Source organism: Amycolatopsis sp. NBC_00345 (assembly GCF_036116635.1).
In the GTDB taxonomy this organism is placed as follows: domain Bacteria; phylum Actinomycetota; class Actinomycetes; order Mycobacteriales; family Pseudonocardiaceae; genus Amycolatopsis.
This window is the reverse complement of sequence record NZ_CP107995.1, coordinates 3,944,285-3,968,556: the sequence shown is the minus strand read 5'-3', so window position 1 is coordinate 3,968,556 and position 24,272 is coordinate 3,944,285. Positions and strand designations below refer to the sequence as shown.

The window sequence follows — 24,272 nt, the reverse complement described above, 5'->3', positions numbered from 1 at the left end:
CGGAACGAACTCGTCCTTACCCCCGGTTCGCGCGCGCCGCAGGCTGGTGGGGACCGAATTCCCCAGCCTTTCGGGAGCGCACGTGAAGACCGAAGTCACCTTCGACAGCGCCGGCCTCCGGCTCGCCGGCCACCTCTATACCCCGGACGGCGCCCACTCCGGGGACAACAGGGCGTCCGAGCCCCGCGCCGCGATCGTCGTCGGGCACCCGGGCGGCGGCGTCAAGGAGCAGGCGTCCGGCCTGTACGCCGAACGCCTGTCCCGCGCGGGTTTTGTCACGCTCGCGTTCGACGCCGCCTTCCAGGGCGAGAGCGAAGGAACCCCGCGAGGGCTCGAAGACCCCGCGCACCGGATCGAGGACATCAAGGCCGCGGTGTCGTTCCTCAGCGTGCGCGACGAGGTCGACGCCGCCCGCATCGGCGTGCTCGGCGTCTGCGCCTCCGGTGGTTACGCCGTTCCCGCCGCGGCGACCGACCACCGGATCAAGGCGGTCGCGACGGTCAGCGCCGCCGACATCGGCGCCCAGTTCCGCGACGGTGCCGACGGAACGCAGGACCCCGCGGTCCTCCAGGGCCTGCTCGACGCCGCGGCCGAAGCCCGCACCGCCGAAGCCCGCGGGGAGGGGATGACGGCGTTCCCGATCTTCCCGGAGTCCGAGGAGCAGGCCCGCGCGGGCGGGCAGCACGTGTTCGAGGGCTGGGAGTACTACTGCACGGACCGCGCGCAGCACCCCCGTTCGGTGAAGGCCATGCCCTGGTCCAGCGTGGACCGCATCGCGCAGTTCGACGCCTTCCGGTTCATCGGGCTGATCGCGCCGCGCCCGGTCCTGATGGTCGTCGGGAGCGAGGCGGTCACGGCGCCGATGAGCACCGCCGCACTGGCCCGGGCGGGGGCGCCGAAGGAGCTGTTCCGGATCGACGGCGCCAGCCACGTCGACCTCTACGACAAGGACGAGTACGTCTCGCCCGCGGTCACGAAGCTGACCGGGTTCTTCCAGGACAGCCTCGTGGGCGTCCCGGCCCGGTGATCGGCATCCGCGGCGGATCGGGCGGGCGGCTGCGTATCGGGCCGGGATGAGGGGCGATCCGCCGCGCTTTTCGGAAACCGGCGCCGGCAATTCCGGAACGGGCGAAGAAACGCGCCGGGAACGGGGTCTTCCGGGTGCCGGATCGGGGTCTGCGTCATTCGGCGGTGCCGGTCGGCCGGATTTCCCGGTTTTGTTGATAACGCTGGTTTTTCGCCTCGTGAAGGACGGCGTGACCTTTGACGGAATCAGGCTCGCCCGGCGGCCGGCTGCTCGAAGCCGTCGCCGGGATCGCGGACACCCTCGCCGACGGCTTCGAGGTCGCCGGTTTCCTCCGGCAACTGGTGGACCGGTGCGTCGAGATCCTCGACGTCGACGCCGCCAGCGTGCTGCTGCCCGGAGAACCCGGGTGGCCGCCGCTGATCGTGGGCACCGACGAGCGGGTGCGTCGGCTGGAAATGCTCCAGCTGCGCTCCGGGGAAGGCCCGTGCGTCACGGCTTTCCGCACCGGAACCACCGTCAGCGTCCCCCGATTGGCGCGGACGGGGACGCGGTGGCCGGTGTTCGCGACCGCGGCGGCGGAGGCCCGGTTCACCGCAATCGACGCCGTGCCGATGCGACTGCGCGGCGACGTCATCGGGGCGCTCTGCCTGTTCCACGCCCGTGGCGGCCCGCTGCCGGCGGACCGGCTCCGGATCGCGCGCACCATCGCCGGCGTCGCCACGATCGGGCTACTGCAGCAGCGTTCCATCAGCCGCAAGGAGACGCTGGCGGCGCAGCTGCAGGAAACGCTCAGCAGCCGGGTGGTCGTGGAGCAGGCGAAGGGTTTCCTTGCCGAACGGCTCGGCGTCGACGTGACCACTGCGTTCGCGATCCTGCGGCGTTATGCGCGCAGCCGTGGCGTCGAACTCGGCGCCGTCGCGCGGTCCGTGATCGAAGGGCGGCAGACCCCGGAAGAGCTGTCCGGCTAGCCCGCCCGGGGCGGCGGTCAGTGCTCCTCGTTCTCCGAGCGCAGCATCCAGGCCTTCTCCTCGAGCCCCTGGATCACGGTGTGCAGCAGGTCCGCCGTGGTGGGGTCCTCGGCGTCCACGGCGTCGTGCACGGTGCGAACGCCTTCGACGGCGTTGACCAGCAGCTCGGTCATCGTGGTGAGCACCGTGGGCACCCGCTGCTCGCCCGCGGGCAGGTCGCCGATCTGCCGGGTGGCGTCGACGGTGCCGGGGCGGCCGTCCGGGGTGGCGTGCAGCGCGCGCATCCGCTCCGCGACGTCGTCGGCGAACCCGCTCACGGCGTCCACGACCTCGTCCAGCAGGAGATGGACGCTGCGGAAGCCCGCGCCCGTGACGTTCCAGTGGGCGTTCTTCGCCTGCAGCTGCACCGCGATGAGGTCGACGAGCACCTGCTGCAGCGCGTCGCTCAACCCCGCCGACGCGACGAAACCGGTGGTGGCGGTCTGGGTCTTGGTCATGTCCTGCTCCTCTCGAGGGTTCTTCCGGTTTTCACCCCGGGCACGGCCCGGGGACCGCCGCACAGGCGGCATTCGACCCGGCGCCGGGTCCGGCTCGGCACCAGCACACCGGGGCTCTGGGGCGGGATCGGCTCCACGGCCGCGTGCGCCAGGCAGGTGCCCGCTCCACAGTGGACACAGCAGCCGATGGCGGCCCGGTCCTCGTCCTGCCGGGCGCAGTCGAGACAGATCACGCGGGTGCTCCTCTCTCGGTGAAGTGGCGCTGGGTACGAGGAACTTTCTAGTCCCTAGACTTGACTTAGTCAATTCTCATAATGACTCAAGACTGGCTGCCGAGCAGAGTGTTTGCGCTGGTCAGAAGCATGACGGGACGGTCGTGGCGCTCGGCCGGGTGTGAGCCGTTCCTCATCACCTTTGACTGAGTCAAGTCTGGCGGTATCCTCGCGGACATGGAGGACTTCGGTGCGCGGCTTCGTGAGAGGGGACTGCGCAACACCCCTCACCGCCGTGCGGTGCTGGAGGCCACTGGACGGCGGCCGCACCTGACGGCGGCCGAGATCGCGGCCTCGCTGGACGACCGGGGCGAGGGCATGCGGGCCGGCGCCGGCCTGTCGCGCCAAGGGCTCTACAACGTGCTGGAAGACCTCGTCACAGCCGGGCTGCTGCGGTCGGTGGAGCCGGCGGGCTCACCCGCGCGGTTCGAGCTGGAGACGCACGACAACCACCACCACCTGGTCTGCCGGGTGTGCGGCCGGATGCAGGACGTGCCGTGCGCGGTCGGTGCCGCGCCGTGCCTCGACCCCCTTGAAGCACCGGGTTTCCGGGTAGAGGAGGCCGAAGTGACGTGGTGGGGCGTATGCGCGGAGTGCGCGGCAGCGTCTTGATCAAACTGTCCTGATCAAACTGTCCTGAGTGGACCGTCCTGAGCAGACGCTCCCTGGTGGGTGTCGGTGGCGATGATCGGCAACCGGCGCTCTCCCTGTCCACCCCGTGGCCCCGGGCCCTCTTGAACCTCGGCGGGTTTGTGTTACCTTAGGTAACAGTAAACCGGAGTAACAGGAAGTACGTCGTCAGGGGAGCCAGCCATGACCAGCGTCGACACCCAGCATCGAGCCGACGAGCCGCCGTCCGGCCGCGAGGAGGTGGCGCGGCGGCTGCTGGAGTCGTCGGCGACGTTGTCCTACGACCCGGCGACCGAGGTCGACTGGGAGACGCCGCTGGACGTGGGCTGCCACGGCGCGAGCCCCGAGTGGAGCACCCTGTACGGCACCTCCTACTGGGCCGAGATGGCCGAGGAGCAGCGGCGCGAGCTGACCCGCCAGGAGGCGGCGTCGGTGGCGAGCACCGGGATCTGGTTCGAGATGATCCTGCAGCAGATGATCCTGCGGGACTTCTACGCGAAGGACCCGACCGACCCCGCGTTCCAGTGGGCGCTCACGGAGATCGCCGACGAATGCCGTCACTCCATCATGTTCGCGCGCGGCGCCGAGAAGCTGCGGGCGCCCGCGTACCGCCCGCGCCGGCTGGTGGTCGAGGCCGGTCGCGTGTTCAAGGCCGTCGCCGTCGGTGAAGCGGCGTACGCGGCGATCCTGGTCGCCGAAGAGGTCCTCGACGTGATGCAGCGGGACTGGATGCGGGACGAGCGTGTGGCGCCGTTCGTGCGCACGATCAACAACATCCACGTCGTCGAGGAGTCGCGGCACATGAAGTTCGCCCGGGAGGAGACCCGGGAGCGGCTGAAGGGGGCGGGCCGGCTTCGGCGCCAGTTCAACGCGCTGGTGGTGGCCATCGCCTCGTACGTGATCGTGGGCAGCATGGTGAACCGGGGCGTTTACGCCAACGCCGGGCTGGACGCCAAGCGCGCGATTCCCCTGGCGAAGGCGAACGAGCACCACAAGTCGATGATGCGCTCGAGCTGCGCCGGGCTGATGGAGTTCCTCGGCTCGGCCGGGCTGCTCACCAAGCCGGCAACCTGGTTCTACCAGCGCGCGAACCTGATCTGAGCCATGGCCTTCGCGATCACGCAGACCTGCTGCAACGACGCCTCGTGCGTCGCGGTGTGCCCGGTCAACTGCATCCACCCGACGCCGGACGAGCCGGACTTCGGCACCACCGACATGCTCTACGTCGACCCGCGCGCCTGCATCGACTGCGGCGCGTGCGCCGACGCGTGCCCGGTCGACGCGATCTTCCCGGTGGACAGCCTGACCGCGCCGCTGAAGGCCTACGCCGGGGTCAACGCCGCGTACTACACGGAGCAAGACCGTGAAGCGGCCGCCGACCCGGCGCCGAACTTCCACGCCTGGGGCCCGCCGGTGTTCAGCCGCAGCATCCCGAGCGACTTCGCGCCGCTGGACGTCGCGGTGGTCGGCACCGGCCCGGCCGGTATGTACGCGGTCGAGGACCTGTTGCTGCACACCAATTCCCGGGTCACGCTGATCGACCGCCTGCCGGTCGCGGGCGGGCTCGTGCGCTACGGCGTCGCGCCCGACCACCCGTCGACGAAGAAGATCGGCGAGACCTTCGCGCGCTTCCACAGCCACCCGCGGCTGCGCCTGCGCCTGGGCGTCGAGGTGGGCCGGGACGTCACCGCGGAGGAGCTGGCCGCGCGGCACGACGCGGTGATCTACGCGGTCGGCGCCTCGGCCGCCCGCTCGCTCGGCATCCCCGGCGAGGACCTGCCGGGCAGCGTCGCCGCGACCACCGTGGTGCGCTGGTACAACGGCCATCCCGACGTCGCGGCCGACGTGCTCGACCTGTCGGACGAGCGGGTCCTGGTGGTGGGCAACGGAAACGTGGCGCTGGACGTGGCCAGGATCCTGACCGCCGACCCGGCCTCGCTGGCGGGCACCTCGATCTCGCCGGCCGCCTTGGCGCGGTTGCGGACGAGCAAGGTGCGGGAGGTCGTCCTGCTCGCGCGCCGCGGGCCGGAAGCCGCCGCGTACACCCGGCCCGAGCTGCTCGCGCTGACCGGGCAGGACGAGGTCGAGCTGGTGGTCGACGCACACGACCCGCGTACCGGCGAGGCCATCGACGCCGCGACGGCCGGCGACAAGGCGAGCCTGCTCCAGGGCGTCACGCGGGAATCCGTCGACTGGTCGGCGCCGCCCGCGCACGGACGGCGTCGCATCGTGCTCCGGTTCCACTCCGCGCCGCTGGAGATCCTCGGTGACGCGCAGGTGCGCGGCACCCGGGTCACCGCCGCTGCCGGAACCGAGGAGATCGCCGCCGGGCAGGTCGTCCGCGCGGTCGGCTACCGCGGGATTCCGTTGGCGGGCCTGCCTTTCGACGAAGCCACCGGCACCATCCCGAACTCCGCCGGCCGCGTCGAAGGACTGCCGGGCGCGTACGTCGTCGGCTGGATCAAGCGCGGCCCCAGCGGTGGTATCGGCGCGAACAAGGCCTGCGCCGCCGAAACGGTCGCCACCCTGCTGGCCGACGCGGTCGACGGCCGGATCTCCCGCCGTTCACCGGGTTTGCTGTCGCGGCTGCGCCGGCGGTCCTGAAACGCGTTCGTCCATGGGGTTCGTCCTGGTCCGTTCGCGGTAACGGCGGTGGGGACCCGTTCGACTGCGCTGTATGAACCGCCGTATGAGCAGCCCCGAAAAGCAGTCCTGGCCGGACCAGTCGTGAACCGCCGTCGTGTCGCACTGGCCGCGGCGCCGTTGCTGGCGCTGGTGCTCGCCGCGTGCGGTAGCACCCCGGCCGGTCCGGTCGGCGGCGGGAACGGTGACACTTCGCTGCCCTTGCCGCCGTCTGCCGCCGCTTCCCCGACGGCTCCGACATCGCCCTGCAGGCCGGCCCCGCGCCCCAACCACAAGCGGAGTGCCTGGCCGCGGTGTACGACCTCGGGTACGACGGCCAGGGCAAGCTGTCGGCGGACACCGCGCCGCCCGACTCCGGGATCTTCTCGGCCGCGACGAGCAAACTCTCCCCGTCGGTCTGCCAAGACGGCACCGCGCCCAGCAGTTACGTCCTCGACGTGAGCGCGTCCGGCGGTGGCGACGTGTGTTTCCTCGGCCACGGGGTCGTCGCCGGGCTGCGCCTCCACCTGCTCGACACCGCGGCGGACGCCGTGATCCTCGACGTCACCGTCTGGGCGGCGTGAATCCCGCTCATTCCCGGGAAACGCGGCGGCCCGCGCCGGCGAAGCAGACGGCGGCAAGGACCACCGCGCAGCCGATCAGCTGCAGCACGCTGGGCGTCTCGCCGAGGAGCACGATGCCGAACAGCACCGCGCCGATCGGCTGCAGCAGCATCAGCGTCGCGCCGAGCGTGGCGGTCATCCGGGGCAGCGCCGCGGCGATGAGCAGCCAGCCGACGAGCTGGCCGACCACGGCGAGGCAGGCGAGCCAGCCGAGCGCGGGCCAGCCGGGCGCCAGATCGAGCCGGTGGAACGGCACCCCCAGCACGACCGCGACGGTGCCGGCCGAAAGCGTTGCCAGCAACAGGGTCTGGACCTGGGTGCCCGGGCTGCTGCTGAGCCGGATCAGCAGCAGGTACGCGGCGTAGCCGGCCCCGGCGACCAGCGCCGCGACCGCGCCGGTCAGCGGGTCCGCGCCGATGGCGGCGGTGCCGATGAACCCGCCCGCCAGCACGATGCCGCCGAGCAGCACCGGCACGGTGAGCAGGAACCGGCGGCCGGGGCGTTCGGCGAGGAAGGCGAACGCCAGCGCCGGCACGATGATCACCTGGACGGCCAGCAGCACCGTCGCGATCCCGGCCCCGACGCGCGGGATCGCCTCGCCCCACAGCACGAAGTCCAGGCCGAGGCCGCCGCCGGCCAGCAGCGGCAGCATGATCTTGGGCCGCGCGCCGGCGCGCCGCCGCTCCCACCGGGCGAGCACGGCGAGCAGCGGCAGCGAGAGCAGGCAGCGCCAGAACGCGCTGGTCGCCCCGCTGGTCCCGGACTCCTTGATGAACACCGAGGACAGCGCGATGCACAGACCGCCCGCGGCGGCGAGCAGCCGCGGGTCGAACCGGTCGGTGAGCGCGGAGATCGGGCCGATCGGGGCAGGGCGCGGCGAGAGCCTGGTCGTGGTCACCCCTCCAGCCTGCGCGGCCGGACTGTCAAGGACAAGCGAATGTTCTTCAGCGAAATTCGGTAGCATCACTACCGTGTTCAGTCTTGATCGGATGCGGGCGCTGCACGCCGTCGCCCAGCACGGCTCGGTCGCCGCGGCGGCCGCGGCGCTGCACGTCACGCCGTCGGGCGTCTCGCAGCAGCTCGCCAAGCTCGAACGCGAGGCCGGGCAGGAGCTGCTGGAGCCGCGCGGCCGGGGCGTCCGGCTGACCCGCGCCGGCCAGGTGCTGGCCGCGCACGCGGAGAAGGTGCTGGCCCAGCTCGCGGAGGCGCGCTCGGATCTGGAGCTGCTGCGTGAGGACGCGCTCGGGCCGTTGCGGATCGGCGCGATCCCGACCACGGTCCATGCGCTGCTGCCCCCGGCGCTGGCCACGCTCGCCGCCCAGCACCCGCGCCTGGAGGTGACGTTGCGCGAGGGCGAGGCGGAAAAGACGCTGCCGCAGGTGCTGGTGGGCGACCTGGACCTCGCGATCATGGAGAGCTGGGCGGACCGGCCGACCGTGCTGCCGCCGGGAACCACCCAGATCACGCTGTTCTCCGACGTCGCGGACCTCGCGCTGCCCGCCGGGCACCGGCTCGCGCACCGCCGCGCGGTGGACCTCGCCGAGGTCGGCGACGTGCCGTGGATCGCCTGGACCGCGGGCACCGGCTGTTACGAATGGCTGGTGCAGGTCCTGCGCAAGCAGGGCCTCGACCCCCGGATCAGCTGCACCGTGGGCGGGTACCCGACGCAGCTCGCGCTGGTCGCGGGCAACGCCGGGGCGGCGCTGGTGCCGCGGCTGGCGCGCGAGTCCGTGCCCGAGGGTGTCCGGATCCTCACCACCCGCCCCGTGCTGCCGCGCACGATCCTCGCGGTCTGCCGCGCGGGAGAAGAGGACCACGGCGGCGTCCGCGCGGCACTGGACGCGCTGCGCGCCGCCTCCGCCCGGTTCGAAGGCGCCGCGTCACCGACTCGGTGATTTGTTTTGTGGCGTTACGGTTTCCCGGCTCACATGGCGACGACGGAGGTCTTGCCGCCGTCGACAGTGAGGGCGACACCCTGGATGTAGGAAGCCCGTGGTGACACGAGAAAGCGGATCGCCTCGGCGACCTCTTCGGGCCGGCCGCCCCGGCCGGCGGGCACGGACGCGAGATAGCCGCCGTAGCTGTCGCGGATCGCCTCGTTGACCGGGGTGAGCACGTAACCCGGGTCGACCGAGTTGACGCGGACGCCACGGGGCCCGTACTCCGCGGTCCACGACTTGGTCAGCATGCTCAGCGCGGCCTTGGAGGCTTGGAAGGCGCTCGTGCCCGAGGCGGCCATGGTGGTGCTGAGGCTGCCGACGTTGACGATGGCCCCCCGGCCGCGGCCGGCCATCTCCGGGGCGAACGCGCCGGTCAGGAGGAACGGCGCTTTGACGTGCGTGGTGAAGGCGGCGTCGAACATTTCCTCGGGCGTCGACTCCGTGGGGGCGAATCCGCCGCCGCCGGCGTTGTTGACCAGGACGTCGAGCGGCCCGTCGATGGCGGCCCGCGTCCGCGCGATCAGCCCGCGTACCGACTCCGGGTCGCTGAGGTCGGCGACGAGGTCGACGGCCCGGCCGCCGGCGGACTCGATCAGCTTGCGGGTCTCCGCCGCCCGGGCCGCGTCCCGCCCGGTGACGACGATGGAATAGCCGTCCTCGGCGAGCGTCAGGGCGGTCGCCCGCCCGATCCCGCTGGTCGAGCCCGTGACCAGTGCCCACGTGCCCGGTGCGGCCGTCGGCTCGCTCATGGGGTGACTCCTTTTTCGATCATGCTGCCGCACCGGGGGAGGGGAAGGCGTGGCGGACCGTGAAATCTGCCCGAAGGGCCCGCGGCCAGTGCCGGAGTCCATTATGGACGTCTCACCGCGCCCGTCCGGCCCGGGCGCGCACCGCGGTCCCGGCGCAGACGACCACGGCGACGCCGCCGAGCACGGTCGGCCAGGCCAGCTGTTCGTGCAGCAGCAGTGCGGCCCAGCTGATGGTCAGCACCGGCTGCACGAGCTGGACCTGGCTGACCCGCGCCATCGGGCCGATCGCCAGCCCTCGGTACCAGGCGAAGAAGCCGAGGAACATGCTCACCACCGCCAGGTAGCCGAACGCCGCCCAGCCGGCCGGGGTGCCGCTCGGGGGCCGCTGGACGATCGAGACCGCGGTGAGCCCGGCCATCAGCGGCGCCGCGAGCACCAGCGCCCAGGACACGGTCTGCCAGGCGCCCAGCTCACGGGCCAGCAGCCCGCCCTCCGCGTAGCCGATCGCGGCCGCGAGGACCGCGCCGAACAGCAGCAGGTCGGACCAGTGCAGCCCGCCGAACCCGCCGCCCTGCGCCGCGGCGAACCCGATGGCCACGGCCGCGCCCACGGCCGCCATCACCCAGAACGAAACCGGCGGCCGTTCGCGCCCGCGGAGCACCGCCGTCACCGCGGTCGCGGCGGGCAGGAGCGCGATCACGACCGCGCTGTGGCCGGCCGGCGCCGAGGTGAGCGCGAAGGACGTGAGGAGCGGGAAACCGACCACCACCCCGCCCGCGACGATCGCCGTGCGGGCCCACTGGCGGCCCCGGGGCGGGCGCTGCCGGGTGATCAGCAGCGCGGCCGCGGCGAGTAGCGCGGCGATGGCCGCGCGGGCCGAACCGGTGAACAGCGGCGACATCCCGCCGCCCGCCACGGCGACGCGGGTGAACGGCACGGTGAAAGAGAACGCCGCGACGCCCAGCAGTCCCCAGCCGAGCCCGGCACGTGATAGCACCGTCGGCGCATTTTGAGTAGCGCTACTATCCAGCTTCATGTCAGACGATAGCAGCTCGCGGATTGTCGCGGGACTCCGCGAATGGCTCGCGACGGCCCCGCCGGGCGCGCGGGTGCCGTCCACGCGGGCATTGGTCGCCCAATACGGCGCCAGCCCGGTGACCGTGCAGAAGGCGTTGAGCCGCCTGGCCGCCCACGGCGTGGTGGAGAGCCGCCCGGGCGTGGGCACGTTCGTCCGCGCCGCCCGGACCGCGCGCCCGAACGACTACGGCTGGCAGACCGCCGCGCTCGGCTCGCCGAACCACCGGATCCCGGACCAGCCCGCCGCGCTGCAGACCGTCTCGAACGACATGATCGCGTTGCACTCGGGCTATCCCGACCGCGAGCTCCTGCCGGATCGCCTGGTGCGCGCGGCGTTCACCCGCGCGGCCCGCTCCGACTCACCGGTCGACCGGCCCTCGACGGCGGGGCTGCCGGCGCTGCAGGCCTGGTTCGCGGCGGAGCTGGAGTCGGCGACCCCGGCCGGGACGTCGCCGGTCACCCCCGGCGACGTGGTGGTCATCCCCGGCAGCCAGGGCGGGCTGAGCACCGCGTTCCGCGCGCTCGCCGGGGCGGGGCGGCCGTTGCTGGTGGAGTCGCCGACGTACTGGGGCGCGATCCTGGCCGCCGCACAGGTCGGCGTGGACCTCGTCCCGGTGCCCAGCGGGCCCGGCGGCCCCGATCCCGAAGCGCTGTCCCGGTTGTTCGAGCAGTCCGGCGCGCGGGCCCTCTACGCGCAGCCGAGTTTCGCCAGCCCGACCGGCGCGCTGTGGTCACCCGAGCTGACCGGCCGGGTGCTGGAAGTGGTGCGGCACCACGGCGCGTTCCTGATCGAGGACGACGCGGCGCACGACTTCGGCATCACCGCCGACCCGCGCCCGGTCGCCGCGCTGGACGACGGCGGGCACGTGGTCTACCTCCGCTCGCTGAGCAAGAGCGTCTCCCCGGCGGTCCGGGTGGCCGCGCTGATCGCCCGCGGCCCGGCGCGCAAGCGGATCCTCGCCGACACCCAGGCGGAATCGATGTACGTCAGCGGGGTGCTGCAGGCGGTCGCGCTCGACGTCGTCACCCAGCCCGCCTGGCGGACCCACCTGCGCCGGCTCCGCCACCAGCTCAAGGCGCGCCGGGACCTCCTCGCCACCAGCCTCGGCGAGCACGCGCCCGGCGCCCGGCTGGACGCGCTGCCCCAGGGCGGCCTGAACCTCTGGGTGCGCCTGCCGGACACCGTGGACCTCGGGCGCTTCCTGGCGGACTGCACCGCGGCCGGGGTGGTGATCGGGCCGGGCGGCGAATGGTTCCCGGCCGAGCCGACCGGGCAGTTCATCCGGCTCAACTACGCGGGCCCGAACCCCGGCGCGTTCCCGGACGGGGCGCGCGCGATCGGCCGCGCGCTCGAACGGGCCGCTGAGCGGTGAGCATCAGCAGGCGCCGGCCAGCCGGTCGCGTTCGCGCAGCAGGATCGGGCGGACCCGGCGCATCCGGAGTCGCGTGTAGACGATCACCAGCACCAGCACGGCCAGCAGCGGAGCCTGCGAAAGCAGCAGCGAGTCCATCACCCGCTCGGGCGGGAAGCGGTACACGATGACCGCCCGCAGCGCCGCGTCCAGCAGGAACCCGGCTCCCCACACCACGGTCACCGAGCGGATCGCGGCGCGGAACCGCGCGGAGGTGTCCCAGCACCGTTCGTAGGCTGCCACCAGCCGCGGTTCTCCCTTGGTGGCGAACGGTTTCCCGGACTCGTAGACCAGCGGGCGGCCCACGACCAGGGTCCCCAGCGCGTACAGGCCGCCGACGGCGATGTAGAACGCCGGTTTGAGCAGCAGCACCCGCGGGTCGTCGCTGACGAACAGCAGCGCCAGCGACAGCGCCACCTCGACCACGACCAGGCCGCCGAACGCGTCGAGCCGGCCCCGGCGCACGGTGGTGACCACCGCGTTCACCATGGTGGCCAGGCCGCCGACGGCCAGCGCCCAGAACGGGCTGAGCCCGAACCCGTTGTGCAGCAGGTAATAAGCCGCGACCGGCAGCACCAGGTCCAGCAGGAACGGTGCCAGCGCGCGAATCCTCGGGTTCATCGGTTCCCCCTCACTCGCGGCCGCGGGCCAGTCCCGCGGCCAGGTAACTCCGGTGTACGACGGCGGTGGCGTACTCCCGCATCTCGTCGGCGTACGCGGCGATCGCTTCCCGCGGGTCCACTGTGGTCAGACGCTCGGTCAGCAGGGCCGCGTCCCTTAGCGCGGTGTTCGCGCCGGCGCCGCCGGAGGGCGGCATCACGTGGATCGCGTCGCCGAGCACCGCGACCCGCCCGGCCGGCCAGCGGGGGACCGGCGGGGACGTCCGGATCGGCGTGCGGAACGTCGCGGGCACGTCCGCCTCGCGCACGATCCGCACCAGTTCGGGATGCCATCGGCGCACCACGCCCTGCGCGAACCGGTGCAGCGCAACGGGTTCCCGCTCGCGCGGCGCCGCGCCGACGACGGCCCACATCAGGTAGTCCGGCACCGGGGTGAGCGCGAGGCCCGGCGCGAGGGCGGCGGCCGCGTCCGCCGGCGGGGTGCGCGCCCGGAACGCGGCCAGCGCCAGCGTCGCGGTGTCGCCGGCCACCGCGGTGAACCCGTCGAAGAACCGGGCGGGCAGGTCCGGCAGCGCGGCCAGCGGCGTCCGGCCGTAGACACACCGCAAGCCGGTGTCGATCGGCGCGCTGTCCGGCGCGACCGCGGCCCGTACGACGGAGTTCACCCCGTCCGCGCCGACCAGCACGTCCCCGCGATCCTCCCGGCCGCCGGCAAAGCGGACCCGCACGCCGTCCGCGTCCGGCTCGACGGCGGTCACCTGGTGTCCGAAGTGGACATCCGCGCCGAGGCCGCCGAGCAGGATCTGCCGCAGGGTCAGCCGGTTCACCGCGCTGTGCGGGCTCCCGGTCCCGGCCTCGAAGGTGGACAACACGCTCAGGTCGGTGCCCAGAGTGCTGATCCGGCCCGCGCCCGGCCGTGCGGAGGTGGCCAGGTAGAGGCGGTACAGGTGCTCGGGCAGGCAGCGCCGCAACGCCTCGCCGCCGTGGTCGTCGATGTGGATCCGGTAGCCCTGGCCACGGGCTTCGAGGCCCCGGTTGTCCAGGGCACGGTTTTCCAGAGCACAGCCGCGCTCGAACACGCTCACGCGCACCCCGGCCGCACGCAGTCCCTGGGCGAGGCACAGTCCGCCGATCCCGGCGCCGGCGATCAGGACGCGCATGTCACTCCTGCCCGTCGCGCTGCTGCCACGGCCGTCCGCCCGGCCGCTTCGCCGGGCGTTTGGCCGCGTCCGCCGAGGCCTCGAGCCGGGTGAGCAGGCGGCCGAGCGTCCGCACGTCTTCGGCGTCCCAGCCGGCCATGAACTCGGCGAACCGGTCCAGGCCCTGCCGGGTCAGCCGGCGGACCTCGTCCCAGCCGGGCTCGGTGAGCGAGATCAGGCAGGAGCGCCGGTCGGCCGGGTCGGCCTCGACCGCGATCAGCCCGTCGTCCTCCAGCGACCGCGTCTGCCGGGTGATCGACGACGGGTACAGGTCGAGTTCCGCGGCCAGCTCGGACGGCCGCACCCGGCCCTTGGCCGCCGCCTGCTGCAGGATCGCCTGCCGGGTCGGATCGATGGCCCGGGTCTGCGCGCGGCGCATCGACTGGCCGAGCCGGGCCAGGGGATACATGACCTGTTCGAGGTCCTCGTACTCGTGGGGCATGGGACCACCGTCCAGTATTTGCGCGCCGCAAACAAGTGGTTACCGAGGAAATCAGGGATGACCCTGAGCCGGACCCTGACCCGCCTCCTGCCCGCCGAGGGTCTTTCGGGCAGAATTCGATCACCGGTTTTCCGGTAATTCCTGTGAACGTCCGTGGTCATTCCTGTGAACGAAGGAAACAACGCCGCGACTCGGCGCGGGAACGGGACCGGAGTTGTGGGCCGGACCGTTGTTCCGGCCGCTTGTCGATCACCGTGTGTGAAGGTCAATCGGCCGTCAGGTTCTCTTTGGCCGAAAGGAGAACCCTCGCATCATCACACTCCGTCGTCGGCGTGACCGAGGCGTTCGCGAGGCCGGCACGGCCTTGTTCCGGTCCTGGCCGGAAAAGAGGTCTGGAAATGCGGGAGTCGAGCAGCTATCGTCCCCGCCGTGCTCGATCATCTTGAGTCGAATGGTCACGACTTCCGCTCTTTGCTCGACCAAGTAACCACTGAACTCGCCGGGTTCGTCGACGGGCTGCCGCACGCGCCGGTGGACGGCACGGCGGCCGCCCCCGAGATCGTCGACCTGGTGGCCGAGCCGCCCGGCGAGAGCCCCGGCGACGTCGGCAAGGTGCTGTCCTTCGCGCTGAAGGCCGGTGGCGCCGCGATCGAGACGGCCAGCCCCCGGTTCTTCGGCTACGTCCCCGGCGGCGGGCTGGTCAGCTCGGCCGTGGGGGAGCTGATGGCCCGGGTGCTCAACCGGTTCACCGCCATCGGCGAGTTCGCGCCGGGCCTGGTCGCGCTCGAACACGGGGTGCTGACCTGGCTGGGCGAGCTGTTCGGGCTGCCCGAGGGCGCGACTGGGATCCTCACCAGCGGCGGCTCGGCGGCGATGCTGTCGATGGTGGTGGCGGCCCGGGAGAACCGGCTCGGCCCGGACGCGGATCCCGGCACCGCCCGGCTCTACGTGTCCGACCAGACCCACTACTGCGTCGCAAAGGCCGCGCATGTCGCCGGGTTCCCCGCGCGGTCCGTCCGGCTGGTGCCGACCTTGGACGGGCGGCGGCTCGACCCTGTCGCGCTGGCCACGGCGATCGAGGAGGACACCGCCGCCGGGCTCCGGCCGTTCCTGGTCGTCGGCACGGCGGGGACCACCAACGCCGGCGCGGTCGACCCGCTCGGCGCGATCGCCGACGTCGCGCGCGAGCACGGGCTCTGGTTCCACGTCGACGCCTGTTACGGCGGGTTCTTCCAGCTCACCACCCGCGGCCGGGCCCGGCTCGAGGGCATCGGCCGCGCCGACTCCATCACCGTGGACCCGCACAAGAGCCTGTTCCTGCCCTACGGCACGGGCGCGCTGCTGGTCCGCGAACGCCGCCTGCTCACCGCGTCCTACCCCGGCGACCGCGCGGCCTACCTGCCGGACGCCGCCGGCGACACCCTGCCCGACTACGCCCACCTCGGCTACGAGCTGACCCGGGAGCACCGGGGGCTGCGGATCTGGCTGCCGCTGCACCTGCACGGGCTGGACGCCTTCCGCCGGGCACTGGACGAAAAACTGGACCTGGCCTGCTACCTGCACGACGAGCTGGCCACGCACCCGGCGCTGGAGGTCCCGCACCCGCCCGAACTGTCCACTGTGGTCTTCCGCCTGCGCGACGGCGACGACGCGGCGAACCTGGCCCTGCTGGACCGGATCCAGTCCGCGGGGCGGGTCTTCCTGTCCAGCACCCGGCTGGACGGCCGCCTGACGCTGCGGCTGTGCGTGCTGTCCCCGCTCACCCACCGCGAGCACATCGACGAAGCGGTGGCGACCATCCGCGCCGCGATCGGCGGGTGAGCGTGCGGTATCAGCCGGGACGGTGTCAGCAGGAGCGGCGTCGGCAGGAGCAGTGTCAGCCGGAGTGGCCGCAGCCGAGGACCGCTGCCGAGGCGAGCGCCCGGCAGGCGTCGCAGGTGTTGAGCGGGGCGTCGCGGCGGCCCCAGAACGGGTAGGTGGCACCGCAGAGCGCGATGACGACCTCACCCGGCTGCGGGGCCGGATGACACCGGGGGCAGTAGGCGTGCGCGGTGCGTTCGAGGCCCGTGGCGGCGGGCTCCCGTCTTTCCGGGTCGGCGGTCATCAAGTCCCCTTTGGCACGGTGTGCTCTCGTGGTCGGTCCCGGCCGAGCAGTCTGGCGCGGCCGGGGGAGTCAGCCTCCTTCGCCGGGAGCCGTGAGCGGGAGTTCGGCCCACACCGTTTTCCCGGTCGGGGTGGCGTACTGGCCCCAGGCGTCGCTGAGCGCGGCGACGAGGAGCAGCCCGCGGCCGCCGGTGACGCTGGGCGCCCGGGGCCGGGCGCGGGCCAGGGCGCCGTCGTCGACCTCGACGCGGACGCGGCCGGGGCGCCGCAGCAGGCGCAGGCACTGGGGCGGGCGGCCGTGGCTCAGTGCGTTGGTGGTCAGCTCGTCGACGACCTGGACGGCGTCGGTCAGGGCGAACGTGTCCAGGTCGGCGAGGTGTTCGCGCACCCACGAGCGCACGCGGCGCAGCAGCTCCCCGTCGGTATCGGTCAGGGCGAACTCGGTCACGGGGGGCTCCGTGGTGGCGCCGGCGCGCCGCCGGACCGGCGGCGCGGGCTGACGAGGCTGTTCAAGAGTGGTTCACGGCCCCTTCGTCAGTCCGACCTGGTGCCGCGTCGAAATACCCCGGCCCCCGGAGGCTGAAACCTCGCCGGGCGACGCCGGTGCCCGTCAGCGCGGGCCGGCCGGCAGCGAGTCGAACCAGGGCACGATCTGCGGCAGCGCGACCCCGGGGGTGTCGAGGTGCTCGGCGGAGCCGAGCCGGGTGAGCGGCGCGTCGACGCCGTGGGCCCGCAGATCCCGTTGGCAGTTCAGGGAGTTGGCGATCGGCACCTGGGTGTCGGCGGCGCTGGCGAAGAGCCGGACCGGGACGCGCGGCCGCCAGGCCGAGCAGGTGCCGTCGCTGTCGCGGGCGGCGTCGAGCAGGGGGCCGGACAGGTGCCGGACCCGGTTCAGGTAGCTGTCGGTGAACATCGCCGCCGGGGTGGCGGCGAGCCGCGGGAAGATGTCCTCCTCGCTGTGCGATCCGTCGAAAAGGGACTCCGCGTACTGGTCGTAGGGCGCGCGGAAGACCTCGGAAGCGTTGCGGTACAACGGGAACAGCCGGTTCATCGAGACCGTCCAGTAGGACAGGTAGAACACCGCGACGTCCGGGGCGACCCGGCCGTCGAAGATGCCGGGCAGCTCGGCGCCGCGGGCGTCGTAGGGGCCGCTGACCGGGGCCAGCGCGGCGAGCCGGAAACCGGAGCCCGGGTCGCCCTGCAGGGCTTCGCCGACCGCCATCGCGGCCTGGCCGCCCTGGGAGAACCCGCTCACGAAGACCCGCGGGTCGAACCGCTTTCCCCGGTCCGCGGTCAGGGTCCTGGCCGCGCGCAGCAGGTCGAGCGTGGCCGAGGCCTCGGTGCGGGAATCCAGGTACGGGTGGAAACCGGGCCCGGTGCCGAGGCCGAGGTAGTCGGGCAGGACGGCGACGTACCCGGCCGCGCCGAGCACCAGTCCCGCCTGCCGGTCCTGAAGGTCCTCTTGCACCGAGGCGACGTCGGCCCGGTTGCTGCGGGTGCCGTGCTCGTACACGGCGGTGCGCGGGCTCGTCGTCCGGGGGAGCACGACCAGGCCGCTCGCGGTGGTCGGCCGGTCGCGCACATCGGTCGTCCGGTAGGTCACGCGGTAAGCGTCGACCCCGTACCGCGCGGTGGCGGAGCCGAACGGGGTGGCGTCGAGCGTGGCCCGGACCCCGGCCTGGTCGAGGCTCTGCACGGGGACCGCGCTGAGCAGGGGGCCGCGGCCGGGCGCCGCGGCGGCGACCGCGGGCACGGACAGCAGGGCGGCGGCGCACGTCGCGGCCGTCAGCGCGGGGATGATCTTGTGGCGCAAGGGTTTGGTCATGCTCGACAGCCTTTCGGCCCGGACCGCGACGGCCCATCCGGCAGACCGGTGGAGGCGGGGTAGGGCGCTCCCCACCCCTGCGTCAAACTTTCCGGATTAGCAACTTTGCAATTCCGGAAAGTTTCGCTACGGTGGTCTCCATGACCTCAGAAGGGCTGCGGGAGCGCAAGAAGCGCGAGACCCGTCTCGCGCTGAGCCACGCGACGATCCGGCTCGCGCTGGAGCGGGGCTGGGACAACGTGTCGGTGGAGGACATCGCCGCCGCGGCGAACGTTTCCGAGCGCACTTTCCGCAACTACTTCGCCAGCAAGGCCGAGGCGGTCGTCGCCACGCACGTCGAGCGTGGGCAGCGCATCGCCGAAGTCCTGCGGGAACGCCCGGCCGAGGAGCCGCTCTGGGACGCGCTGGTCGTGGCCGTCGTCGCGCAGTTCGAGGCGGCCGAAGCCGGGCCGCGCGACGACGGTTACGCCACCGCGCTCCAGAAACTGCTCGCCGAGCCCGCGATCCAGCACGAGGTTTTCCGCGCCCACGCGCGGGCCCAGGACGAGCTGACCGCCGCCATCGCCGACCGCACCGGCACCACCGGCGAGGACCTGTACCCGCAGGTCGTCGCCGCGGTGGTCGCGGCCGGGCTCGGCGCCGCGATGGCGTACTGGACGCAGCATCCCGGCCGGTCGCTCGTCACGCTGCTCCACGAGGTCTTCGACCAGGTCCGCGCCGGGTCGCCCGACCCGCGCTGACCCCAGCACCCAGCACCCCCAGTGCCCGCCAAGGCGGGCTTATCCGGCCTGCCCGGAAAAGGAGAACAGCCATGGACGTGGTGATCGTCGGCGGTGGGCCCAACGGCCTGATGGCCGCCTGTGAACTCGCGCTCGGCGGCGTCCGGCCGGTGGTGCTCGAGCGCCGCACCGAGCCGAACCCGGAACCCCGGTCGAACGGACTGGTCGGCCAGGTCGTGCCGATGGTCGACCGGCGCGGGCTGTTCGCGGCGCTCAGCGGCCAGGACGGCCCGCCGCGGCCCAACAACGGCTACTTCATGTTCGCCGCGATGCCGCTCAACCTCGGCCTCCTCGACGACAGCCCGATCTACAACCTGCCGGTGCCGGAGCTGAAAACCGTGCAGGTACTGGAAGAACGCGCCCTCGAACTCGGCGTCGAGATCCGCCGCGGCCACGAGTTCACCGGCCTCACCCAGGACGAAGACGGCGTCACGCTCACCGTCCGCGGCCCGGATTCGCAGGCCTACGAGCTGCGCACGCGGTACGTCGTCGGCGCCGACAGTGCGCACAGCCCGGTCCGCAAGGCCGTGGGCATCGGCTTCCCCGGCGTCACATACGACCGGAGCACCGGCCGCAGCGCGCACGCCACCGTGCCGGCGGACTGGCTCGACCCGGCCACCGGCGCGCTGAACGTGCCGGGCCACGGGCCCGTTCTGCCGTTCCTGCCGGTCCGGACCGCGCGTGGCGGGTTCTCGTACGCGCCGTTGCCCGGGCGCCCGCCGCTGGTCGCGACCGTCGAGTGGGACGAGCCGGAGAACGTCGAGCCGATGACTCTCGACGAGATGCGCGCCAGCATCAACCGCGTGCTCGGTGCCGACGTCCCGATCGGGCCGCCACCCGGCGACGGCCCGCACGCGCTGCGCCGGATGAACGGGGGCAACACGCGCGTCGCGGAGAAGTACCGGGACGGCCGGGTGTTCCTCGTCGGCGATGCCGCGCACGTTTTCGCCGCCGGTGGCACCGGGCTCAACCTCGGCCTGCAGGACGCGATCAACCTGGGCTGGAAGCTCGCGGCCGCGCTCCGGGGCACCGCTCTCAAGGACACCGCTGCGAAGGACACCGACGTTCTCGACACCTACGAGACCGAGCGGCGCGCGATCGCGGACCGGACCATCACGTACGCCCAGGCCCAGGCGGCGCTGCTGGCCCCCGGCGAGGACGTCACCGGCCTGCGCGGGCTGTTCGGCGAGCTGCTCACCCAGCCCGGCGTCGTGCGGGCGCTCGCGGGCCTCGTCGCGGGCGCGGACGTCCGTTACCCGGTCGGCGAGGGCGCCCACCCGCTGGCCGGCTGGCCCGCGCCGGACCTCGACCTGCACACCCCGGACGGCACGGTCCGCCTCGGCGAGCTGGTCCGGCGGGCCCGGCCACTGCTGATCGACCTGACGGAAAGCGGCGACCTGGACGTCGACGGTATGCCTGTGGACGGTCTGGAAGTGGTGCGCGCCAAGGCGGACACCGACGTCACCGCGCTCCTGCTCCGCCCGGATTCTTTTGTGGCGTGGGCATCGAGCGAGCCGCGGCCGGACACGGCGGCACTCCGCGCCACCATCCGTGAGTGGTTCGGCGGGTAACCCCGGGCTCAGTCGCCGTACGGGTCATCGACGGCGGAGTGGTAGTCCCAGTCCGAGGCGAGCGCCGGGTCGATGATCGCGAACCGCGTGCCGGTGGGGTCGGACAGCACGGCGACTTTGCCCAAAGTGGACGAGTAGGGGGCGAACCGGAGCCGGGCGCCCGCGCCGCGGGCCTGGTGCAGCGTCCGGTCGAAGCCGAGTTCGGGGTCGACGGCGAAGTGCGCGATCCAGCGGGGCGGCACGTCCGCGGGGGTGTCGAGCGCCATCCGCACCCGGCCGATCACCGAGTCCGGGCCGATGGAGTAGACCATGTAGTCGACGGCGCTGCCGTCACCGAACTGGCGCTGGGTGTAGCCGAACAGGTGGCTGTAGAAGCGATCGGCGACGGTCGCCTGACGGGTGACGAACTCGATCCACACCAGCGATCCGGGCACGCCGGCGGTGAACCCGTAGTCCACGGCCGGCTGGACGAGGCCGACGGTCGCCCCGCTCGGGTCGTCGATGAGCAGCTTGGCGCCGACGCCGGGCACGATGGCCGGGCGGGTCTCCAGCACGGTGCCGCCCAGCCGGACGGCCTGCGCGCAGGCGGAGGCCAGGTCGGGGGTGGCCAGGTAGAGCGTCCAGTCCAGGATCGCGCCCGGGCGCGGCCGCAGCCCCGCGACCGGCTCGCCGGCCAGCAGCGCCAGCACGTAGTCCTGCCCGCGGGAATCCTTGACGTGCTGGTATTCCCAGCCGAACAGGAGCTGGTAGAACCGTTTGCTCCGGTCCACGTCGGCGGTCGCCAGCTCCACCCAGAACGGGCTGCCCGCGCCACCGGGATGGACGCTCACCGGGGCGCCACCCCCAGGCTCGTCGGGGCGAGGGGCGGCGCGGTGAAGATCATGCGCAGACCCTACCGGGCCCTTACCTCGCGCCGTCGATAGTCCTCGCCGGAGGGATTTCCCGGCGCTGTGATCACTTTCATGGGGCCGCCGGGCAACGGGCGGGGGAAACCGCGCGTCGATAGGTCAGCGGGTTGGTTGTTTGTCGCCGGGGTGAACGGCGCCGGGCGGATGGAGTGGACGTGGCCTACGAGCAGGATCGGATGCCGCCGTCCGGTCGTCCGCCTTCGCCCCACCGCCCCGGTCCGGCGGACCCCCGCGACGGGGAGCCGGTCACCGAGCCGGTCCCGGTCGTGCGTGCCCGCCGGCGCCGGCGTCCGCTGCTGATCGCGGGCCGGACCGCGGTGGCGGTGGTGGCGGCGCTCGTGCTGGCGGGCACCGGTGTCGCGTCGACGATGCTGTCGAGCCTGGTCGGCGGCCTGCAGACGTCGGACGCGCTGGGCGCCGACGCGCCGAAGTCGGCCGGCGGGGTGCTGAACATCCTGTTGATCGGGCTGGACTCGCGCAAGGACCAGGACGGCAACCAGCTGCCGAAGGAGATCCTCGACCAGCTGCACGCCGGCGACGGCACCGAGGGCGGCTACAACACCAACACCCTGATCCTGATACACATCCCCGCCGGCGGCGGCAAGGTCAGCGCGGTGTCGGTCCCGCGTGACGACTACGTCCCGGTGACCGGGATCCCCGGCTACACCCACGCCAAGATCAAGGAGGCGTACGGGCTGGCGAAGTTCTACGCGGAGAAGGACCTGGCGGCCCAGGGCGTCAAGGACCCGGCGGAGCTGGAGCACCGGGGCCGTGAGGCGGGGCGGAAGAAGACCCTCGAGACCGTGCGCAGTTTCCTGGACGTGCCGATCGACCGGTTCGCCGAGGTCAACCTGGCCGGGTTCTACGACCTGGCCACCGCGCTCGACGGGGTCGAGGTGTGCCTGAACCACCCGGTCAAGGACAGCTACTCCGGCGCGGACTTCCCCGCCGGGCACCAGACGCTCAACGGCTCGCAGGCGCTGTCCTTCGTGCGGCAGCGCCACGGGCTGGACAACGGCGACCTCGACCGCACCCACCGCCAGCAGGCGTTCCTCGCCTCCGTGGCGCACAAGCTCCGCAGCGCCGGGACCTTCACCGACCTGCCCAAGCTGCAGAACCTGATCGACACCGCGCAGAAGGACGTGGTGATCTCCGCCGGGTGGGACATCCTGTCCTTCGCCACCCAGGCGCAGAACCTCACGGGCGGCAACCTGGAGTTCTCCACCCTGCCGATCGCGGGTTACCAGAAGGTCGACGGCCAGGACGTCAACAAGGTCGACGTCGACCAGGTCCGCGCCGCGGTGCGCACCGCGTTCGGGCTGCCCGCCCCGCCGCCGCCACACGCTTCGGCGACGATCGACGTCCGCAACGCCACCGGCCGCGGCGGGGTGGCGTCCACGGTGGCGCAGGCGCTGGCCCCGTCCGGGTTCCGCACCGGCGACCTGGCCAACATCGCGGGCGCCGCGTCGTCGATCGCCTACGGCCCCGGCGCGAAAGCCGACGCCGACACCGCCGCCACCCTGCTCGGCGGACTGCCGGTGGCCGCGAATTCCCGTGTCCCGCAAGGACATGTGCGGATCACCCTCGGCACCGGGTTCACCCTGCCGGCCGCGCTCGGGACGCACGGGGCCGATGCCGGTTCCGGCGGGTCCACCACCGCTTCGGCCCCGCCCGCCACGCCGGACCCGCCGGCGAGCAGCGGACCGCAGGGCGGCACCGTCGACGGCAGCGGTATCCCGTGCGTCAACTGACATCCATCGGAGCGTCCGGCCGCGCTGTCGGCACCGCACCCGGCTACCAGCGGCTTCAGCGGCCGGGGTTCGTGGCCTGGGCTTGTCGGCCGGGCCCGGATTGCGGGCGTGGCTCAGGTGGCGTCGGGATCGATCGGCGCCCGTTCTCCGGGACGCAGCGGGGACACCGCCGTGGGGGCCAGGGCCTGACCGTCCGCCGGGCGCTCGGGGGCGGTGTCGTCGAGCAGGTAGCGGCTCACCATGGTCCGGGGGTCGAACTCCCGCAGCACCTTCAGGTCCTGCAGCGGCTTGCGCAGCTCCTGGAACTCCGGCCCCAGCTCGGCCCGGAGCTGCTCCTGCGCGCCGGAGGCGAAACCACGGACCCGGCGCACGGCCTGCGCCAGCCACCGGGCCGACTCCGGCAGCCGCTCCGGCCCGAGGACGAACAGGCCGGCGACCAACAGGACCATCAGGTGATCCAGGCTGAAACCGAACATCTCATCTCCTTCGGCCCCGCCGCGAAGTCCGCAGAATCGGTATGTCCCATAGTAAGCACAGTCTCGCTCACCCAGGGTGGGCGCCGCGTGAGCGGCCGGAAGGCGGAATGATGAAGCAGCGTCGTGGTGACCGGTCGTGGCTCGCGGTCTGGGTGCTCGTGCCGGTGCTGGCTGTGCCGGTGCTGGCCGGGTGCACCGCGAGCCCGGGAACCGGTGGTGGCGCCGCGCCCAGTTCTTCGGCCGGCGCGCCGAGTTCTTCGGCCGGCTCCTCAGAGTCCTCGATGACGAACCCGGACCCGTCGCGGTACGCCGCCCAGGTCCGGGCCCGGGCCAAGGAGGCCGGCGTCGACCCGCAGCTGGTGATGGCGATCCTCTACAACGAGTCGTACAAGCCGCACGATCCGCAGCTGGAACGGGCCTGGCAGAAGATCAAGCCGGACGCCGCGTTCGGGGTGGCGAACATGCACCAGGCGACGTTCGACCAGACCAAGCACGGCCGTCCCTTCGCCGGGCGGTCCTGGGACCAGCTCCCGGACGACCCGGACCTGGCGATCCAGGCCGAGGCCTGGTACCTGCACGACCTGGCCGCCCAGCTCCCCTCGGCCCACGGTGCCTACCGCACCACGGAACTGCTCGCGCTGGGCTACAACACCGGGCCGGGCAACATGAAGGCCTTCGCCAAGGGCACCAAGCCCGGCGCCCAGGCGCAGTCCTATTTGGACACTTTTCGCACCAATCAGGCGAAAGCGGCCACCGCGCTCGGCGGCTGAGTGAGGCTCAG

Annotated in this window: 26 protein-coding genes; 13 read left to right on the top strand and 13 right to left on the bottom strand. The window is 72.8% G+C overall.

Annotated elements, in window-relative coordinates; all coding sequences use genetic code 11:
* Positions 1-82: 82 nt before the first annotated feature.
* Together OG943_RS17415 and OG943_RS17410 are read left to right on the top strand one after the other, a co-directional pair.
* A complete protein-coding gene (locus tag OG943_RS17415; protein WP_328610826.1) occupies positions 83-1,027 on the top strand; it encodes an alpha/beta hydrolase in 945 nt (314 codons plus the stop codon).
* A gap of 236 nt (positions 1,028-1,263) precedes the next feature.
* Positions 1,264-1,995 (top strand): GAF and ANTAR domain-containing protein, encoded by a 732-nt coding sequence (locus tag OG943_RS17410; protein WP_328610825.1) that lies wholly within the window; start codon positions 1,264-1,266, stop codon positions 1,993-1,995.
* Between the two features lie 17 nt (positions 1,996-2,012).
* On the opposite strand, the gene OG943_RS17405 is transcribed toward OG943_RS17410, so the two are convergent.
* Both OG943_RS17405 and OG943_RS48375 read right to left on the bottom strand, forming a co-directional pair.
* The gene (locus OG943_RS17405) at positions 2,013-2,492 is read right to left on the bottom strand and encodes a Dps family protein (protein WP_328610824.1); all 480 of its coding nucleotides are present in this window, start codon (positions 2,490-2,492) and stop codon (positions 2,013-2,015) included.
* A complete protein-coding gene (locus OG943_RS48375) occupies positions 2,489-2,725 on the bottom strand; it encodes a DUF2180 family protein (RefSeq protein ID WP_442874733.1) in 237 nt (78 codons plus the stop codon). Before OG943_RS48375 ends, OG943_RS17405 begins: the two co-directional genes overlap by 4 nt.
* Before the next feature lie 216 nt (positions 2,726-2,941).
* Here OG943_RS48375 and OG943_RS17400 point away from each other — a divergent pair, with 216 nt between their 5' ends.
* From OG943_RS17400 to OG943_RS17385, 4 genes are all read left to right on the top strand, one after another.
* Complete coding sequence (locus tag OG943_RS17400) at positions 2,942-3,376, top strand: Fur family transcriptional regulator (RefSeq protein ID WP_328610823.1); 435 nt, start codon at positions 2,942-2,944, stop codon at positions 3,374-3,376.
* 201 nt (positions 3,377-3,577) lie between these two features.
* A complete protein-coding gene (locus OG943_RS17395; RefSeq protein ID WP_328610822.1) occupies positions 3,578-4,495 on the top strand; it encodes an AurF N-oxygenase family protein in 918 nt (305 codons plus the stop codon).
* 3 nt (positions 4,496-4,498) lie between these two features.
* Positions 4,499-5,998 (top strand): FAD-dependent oxidoreductase, encoded by a 1,500-nt coding sequence (locus OG943_RS17390; protein ID WP_328610821.1) that lies wholly within the window; start codon positions 4,499-4,501, stop codon positions 5,996-5,998.
* A 332-nt stretch (positions 5,999-6,330) separates the two neighbouring features.
* The gene (locus tag OG943_RS17385) at positions 6,331-6,600 is read left to right on the top strand and encodes a hypothetical protein (protein WP_328610820.1); all 270 of its coding nucleotides are present in this window, start codon (positions 6,331-6,333) and stop codon (positions 6,598-6,600) included.
* A gap of 7 nt (positions 6,601-6,607) precedes the next feature.
* Here OG943_RS17385 and OG943_RS17380 read toward each other — a convergent pair whose 3' ends face one another.
* Positions 6,608-7,537, bottom strand: a complete 930-nt coding sequence (locus tag OG943_RS17380) for a DMT family transporter (RefSeq protein ID WP_328610819.1) — start codon at positions 7,535-7,537, stop codon at positions 6,608-6,610.
* Positions 7,538-7,610: 73 nt separating this feature from the next.
* Here OG943_RS17380 and OG943_RS17375 point away from each other — a divergent pair, with 73 nt between their 5' ends.
* The gene (locus tag OG943_RS17375; RefSeq protein ID WP_328610818.1) at positions 7,611-8,534 is read left to right on the top strand and encodes a LysR substrate-binding domain-containing protein; all 924 of its coding nucleotides are present in this window, start codon (positions 7,611-7,613) and stop codon (positions 8,532-8,534) included.
* A 29-nt stretch (positions 8,535-8,563) separates the two neighbouring features.
* Here OG943_RS17375 and OG943_RS17370 read toward each other — a convergent pair whose 3' ends face one another.
* Both OG943_RS17370 and OG943_RS17365 read right to left on the bottom strand, forming a co-directional pair.
* Entirely contained in the window at positions 8,564-9,328 is a 765-nt protein-coding gene (locus OG943_RS17370; RefSeq protein ID WP_328610817.1) for an SDR family NAD(P)-dependent oxidoreductase, read from the bottom strand.
* Between the two features lie 112 nt (positions 9,329-9,440).
* Entirely contained in the window at positions 9,441-10,325 is an 885-nt protein-coding gene (locus OG943_RS17365; protein WP_328610816.1) for a DMT family transporter, read from the bottom strand.
* Positions 10,326-10,362: 37 nt separating this feature from the next.
* On the opposite strand from OG943_RS17365, the gene OG943_RS17360 reads away from it, so the two are divergent.
* Positions 10,363-11,778: an aminotransferase-like domain-containing protein gene (locus tag OG943_RS17360; RefSeq protein WP_328610815.1), complete on the top strand. Its 1,416-nt coding sequence runs from the start codon at positions 10,363-10,365 to the stop codon at positions 11,776-11,778.
* 3 nt (positions 11,779-11,781) lie between these two features.
* Here the strand turns inward: OG943_RS17360 and OG943_RS17355 are convergent, their stop codons facing one another.
* Genes OG943_RS17355 through OG943_RS17345 form a run of 3 tightly spaced genes read right to left on the bottom strand, consistent with a single transcriptional unit; the run spans position 11,782 to position 14,078 of the window.
* Positions 11,782-12,438: a VC0807 family protein gene (locus OG943_RS17355; RefSeq protein ID WP_328610814.1), complete on the bottom strand. Its 657-nt coding sequence runs from the start codon at positions 12,436-12,438 to the stop codon at positions 11,782-11,784.
* Between the two features lie 10 nt (positions 12,439-12,448).
* Entirely contained in the window at positions 12,449-13,597 is a 1,149-nt protein-coding gene (locus OG943_RS17350) for an FAD-dependent oxidoreductase (RefSeq protein ID WP_328610813.1), read from the bottom strand.
* Position 13,598: 1 nt separating this feature from the next.
* Entirely contained in the window at positions 13,599-14,078 is a 480-nt protein-coding gene (locus OG943_RS17345; RefSeq protein WP_328610812.1) for a MarR family winged helix-turn-helix transcriptional regulator, read from the bottom strand.
* Positions 14,079-14,507: 429 nt separating this feature from the next.
* Here OG943_RS17345 and OG943_RS17340 point away from each other — a divergent pair, with 429 nt between their 5' ends.
* Positions 14,508-15,899 carry a pyridoxal phosphate-dependent decarboxylase family protein gene (locus tag OG943_RS17340; RefSeq protein ID WP_328610811.1) on the top strand — a complete coding sequence of 464 codons (1,392 nt, stop codon included), beginning with the start codon at positions 14,508-14,510 and terminating at the stop codon, positions 15,897-15,899.
* 55 nt (positions 15,900-15,954) lie between these two features.
* On the opposite strand, the gene OG943_RS17335 is transcribed toward OG943_RS17340, so the two are convergent.
* The 3 genes from OG943_RS17335 to OG943_RS17325 form a co-directional block, all read right to left on the bottom strand.
* Positions 15,955-16,182 (bottom strand): hypothetical protein, encoded by a 228-nt coding sequence (locus tag OG943_RS17335; protein WP_328610810.1) that lies wholly within the window; start codon positions 16,180-16,182, stop codon positions 15,955-15,957.
* Between the two features lie 69 nt (positions 16,183-16,251).
* Positions 16,252-16,629: an ATP-binding protein gene (locus tag OG943_RS17330; RefSeq protein ID WP_328610809.1), complete on the bottom strand. Its 378-nt coding sequence runs from the start codon at positions 16,627-16,629 to the stop codon at positions 16,252-16,254.
* Between the two features lie 162 nt (positions 16,630-16,791).
* A complete protein-coding gene (locus OG943_RS17325) occupies positions 16,792-18,006 on the bottom strand; it encodes an alpha/beta hydrolase family protein (RefSeq protein WP_328610808.1) in 1,215 nt (404 codons plus the stop codon).
* A 140-nt stretch (positions 18,007-18,146) separates the two neighbouring features.
* Here OG943_RS17325 and OG943_RS17320 point away from each other — a divergent pair, with 140 nt between their 5' ends.
* Together OG943_RS17320 and OG943_RS17315 are read left to right on the top strand one after the other, a co-directional pair.
* Entirely contained in the window at positions 18,147-18,746 is a 600-nt protein-coding gene (locus OG943_RS17320; RefSeq protein WP_328610807.1) for a TetR/AcrR family transcriptional regulator, read from the top strand.
* A 71-nt stretch (positions 18,747-18,817) separates the two neighbouring features.
* Positions 18,818-20,356 carry an FAD-dependent monooxygenase gene (locus OG943_RS17315; RefSeq protein ID WP_328610806.1) on the top strand — a complete coding sequence of 513 codons (1,539 nt, stop codon included), beginning with the start codon at positions 18,818-18,820 and terminating at the stop codon, positions 20,354-20,356.
* 8 nt (positions 20,357-20,364) lie between these two features.
* Here the strand turns inward: OG943_RS17315 and OG943_RS17310 are convergent, their stop codons facing one another.
* Entirely contained in the window at positions 20,365-21,186 is an 822-nt protein-coding gene (locus OG943_RS17310; RefSeq protein ID WP_328610805.1) for a VOC family protein, read from the bottom strand.
* Between the two features lie 233 nt (positions 21,187-21,419).
* Here OG943_RS17310 and OG943_RS17305 point away from each other — a divergent pair, with 233 nt between their 5' ends.
* Complete coding sequence (locus tag OG943_RS17305) at positions 21,420-23,015, top strand: LCP family protein (RefSeq protein WP_328610804.1); 1,596 nt, start codon at positions 21,420-21,422, stop codon at positions 23,013-23,015.
* Positions 23,016-23,128: 113 nt separating this feature from the next.
* On the opposite strand, the gene OG943_RS17300 is transcribed toward OG943_RS17305, so the two are convergent.
* Positions 23,129-23,491, bottom strand: coding sequence for a Sec-independent protein translocase TatB (locus tag OG943_RS17300; protein WP_328610803.1), 363 nt, complete (start codon positions 23,489-23,491; stop codon positions 23,129-23,131).
* A gap of 110 nt (positions 23,492-23,601) precedes the next feature.
* Here OG943_RS17300 and OG943_RS17295 point away from each other — a divergent pair, with 110 nt between their 5' ends.
* On the top strand, positions 23,602-24,261 hold the full coding sequence (locus OG943_RS17295) for a transglycosylase SLT domain-containing protein (protein WP_328610802.1): 660 nt from the start codon (positions 23,602-23,604) through the stop codon (positions 24,259-24,261).
* The last annotated feature ends 11 nt before the right edge of the window (positions 24,262-24,272 follow it).

Excerpts from the sequence above, each read along its gene's own strand:
- OG943_RS17405 (WP_328610824.1), bottom strand. The coding sequence starts at position 2,492 with ATGACCAAGACCCAGACCGCCACCACCGGTTTCGTCGCGTCGGCGGGG.
- OG943_RS17400 (WP_328610823.1), top strand. The coding sequence starts at position 2,942 with ATGGAGGACTTCGGTGCGCGGCTTCGTGAGAGGGGACTGCGCAACACC.
- OG943_RS17395 (WP_328610822.1), top strand. The coding sequence starts at position 3,578 with ATGACCAGCGTCGACACCCAGCATCGAGCCGACGAGCCGCCGTCCGGC.
- OG943_RS17390 (WP_328610821.1), top strand. The coding sequence starts at position 4,499 with ATGGCCTTCGCGATCACGCAGACCTGCTGCAACGACGCCTCGTGCGTC.
- OG943_RS17370 (WP_328610817.1), bottom strand. The coding sequence starts at position 9,328 with ATGAGCGAGCCGACGGCCGCACCGGGCACGTGGGCACTGGTCACGGGC.
- OG943_RS17360 (WP_328610815.1), top strand. The coding sequence starts at position 10,363 with ATGTCAGACGATAGCAGCTCGCGGATTGTCGCGGGACTCCGCGAATGG.
- OG943_RS17355 (WP_328610814.1), bottom strand. The coding sequence starts at position 12,438 with ATGAACCCGAGGATTCGCGCGCTGGCACCGTTCCTGCTGGACCTGGTG.
- OG943_RS17350 (WP_328610813.1), bottom strand. The coding sequence starts at position 13,597 with ATGCGCGTCCTGATCGCCGGCGCCGGGATCGGCGGACTGTGCCTCGCC.
- OG943_RS17345 (WP_328610812.1), bottom strand. The coding sequence starts at position 14,078 with ATGCCCCACGAGTACGAGGACCTCGAACAGGTCATGTATCCCCTGGCC.
- OG943_RS17335 (WP_328610810.1), bottom strand. The coding sequence starts at position 16,182 with ATGACCGCCGACCCGGAAAGACGGGAGCCCGCCGCCACGGGCCTCGAA.
- OG943_RS17325 (WP_328610808.1), bottom strand. The coding sequence starts at position 18,006 with ATGACCAAACCCTTGCGCCACAAGATCATCCCCGCGCTGACGGCCGCG.
- OG943_RS17320 (WP_328610807.1), top strand. The coding sequence starts at position 18,147 with ATGACCTCAGAAGGGCTGCGGGAGCGCAAGAAGCGCGAGACCCGTCTC.
- OG943_RS17315 (WP_328610806.1), top strand. The coding sequence starts at position 18,818 with ATGGACGTGGTGATCGTCGGCGGTGGGCCCAACGGCCTGATGGCCGCC.
- OG943_RS17300 (WP_328610803.1), bottom strand. The coding sequence starts at position 23,491 with ATGTTCGGTTTCAGCCTGGATCACCTGATGGTCCTGTTGGTCGCCGGC.
- OG943_RS17295 (WP_328610802.1), top strand. The coding sequence starts at position 23,602 with ATGAAGCAGCGTCGTGGTGACCGGTCGTGGCTCGCGGTCTGGGTGCTC.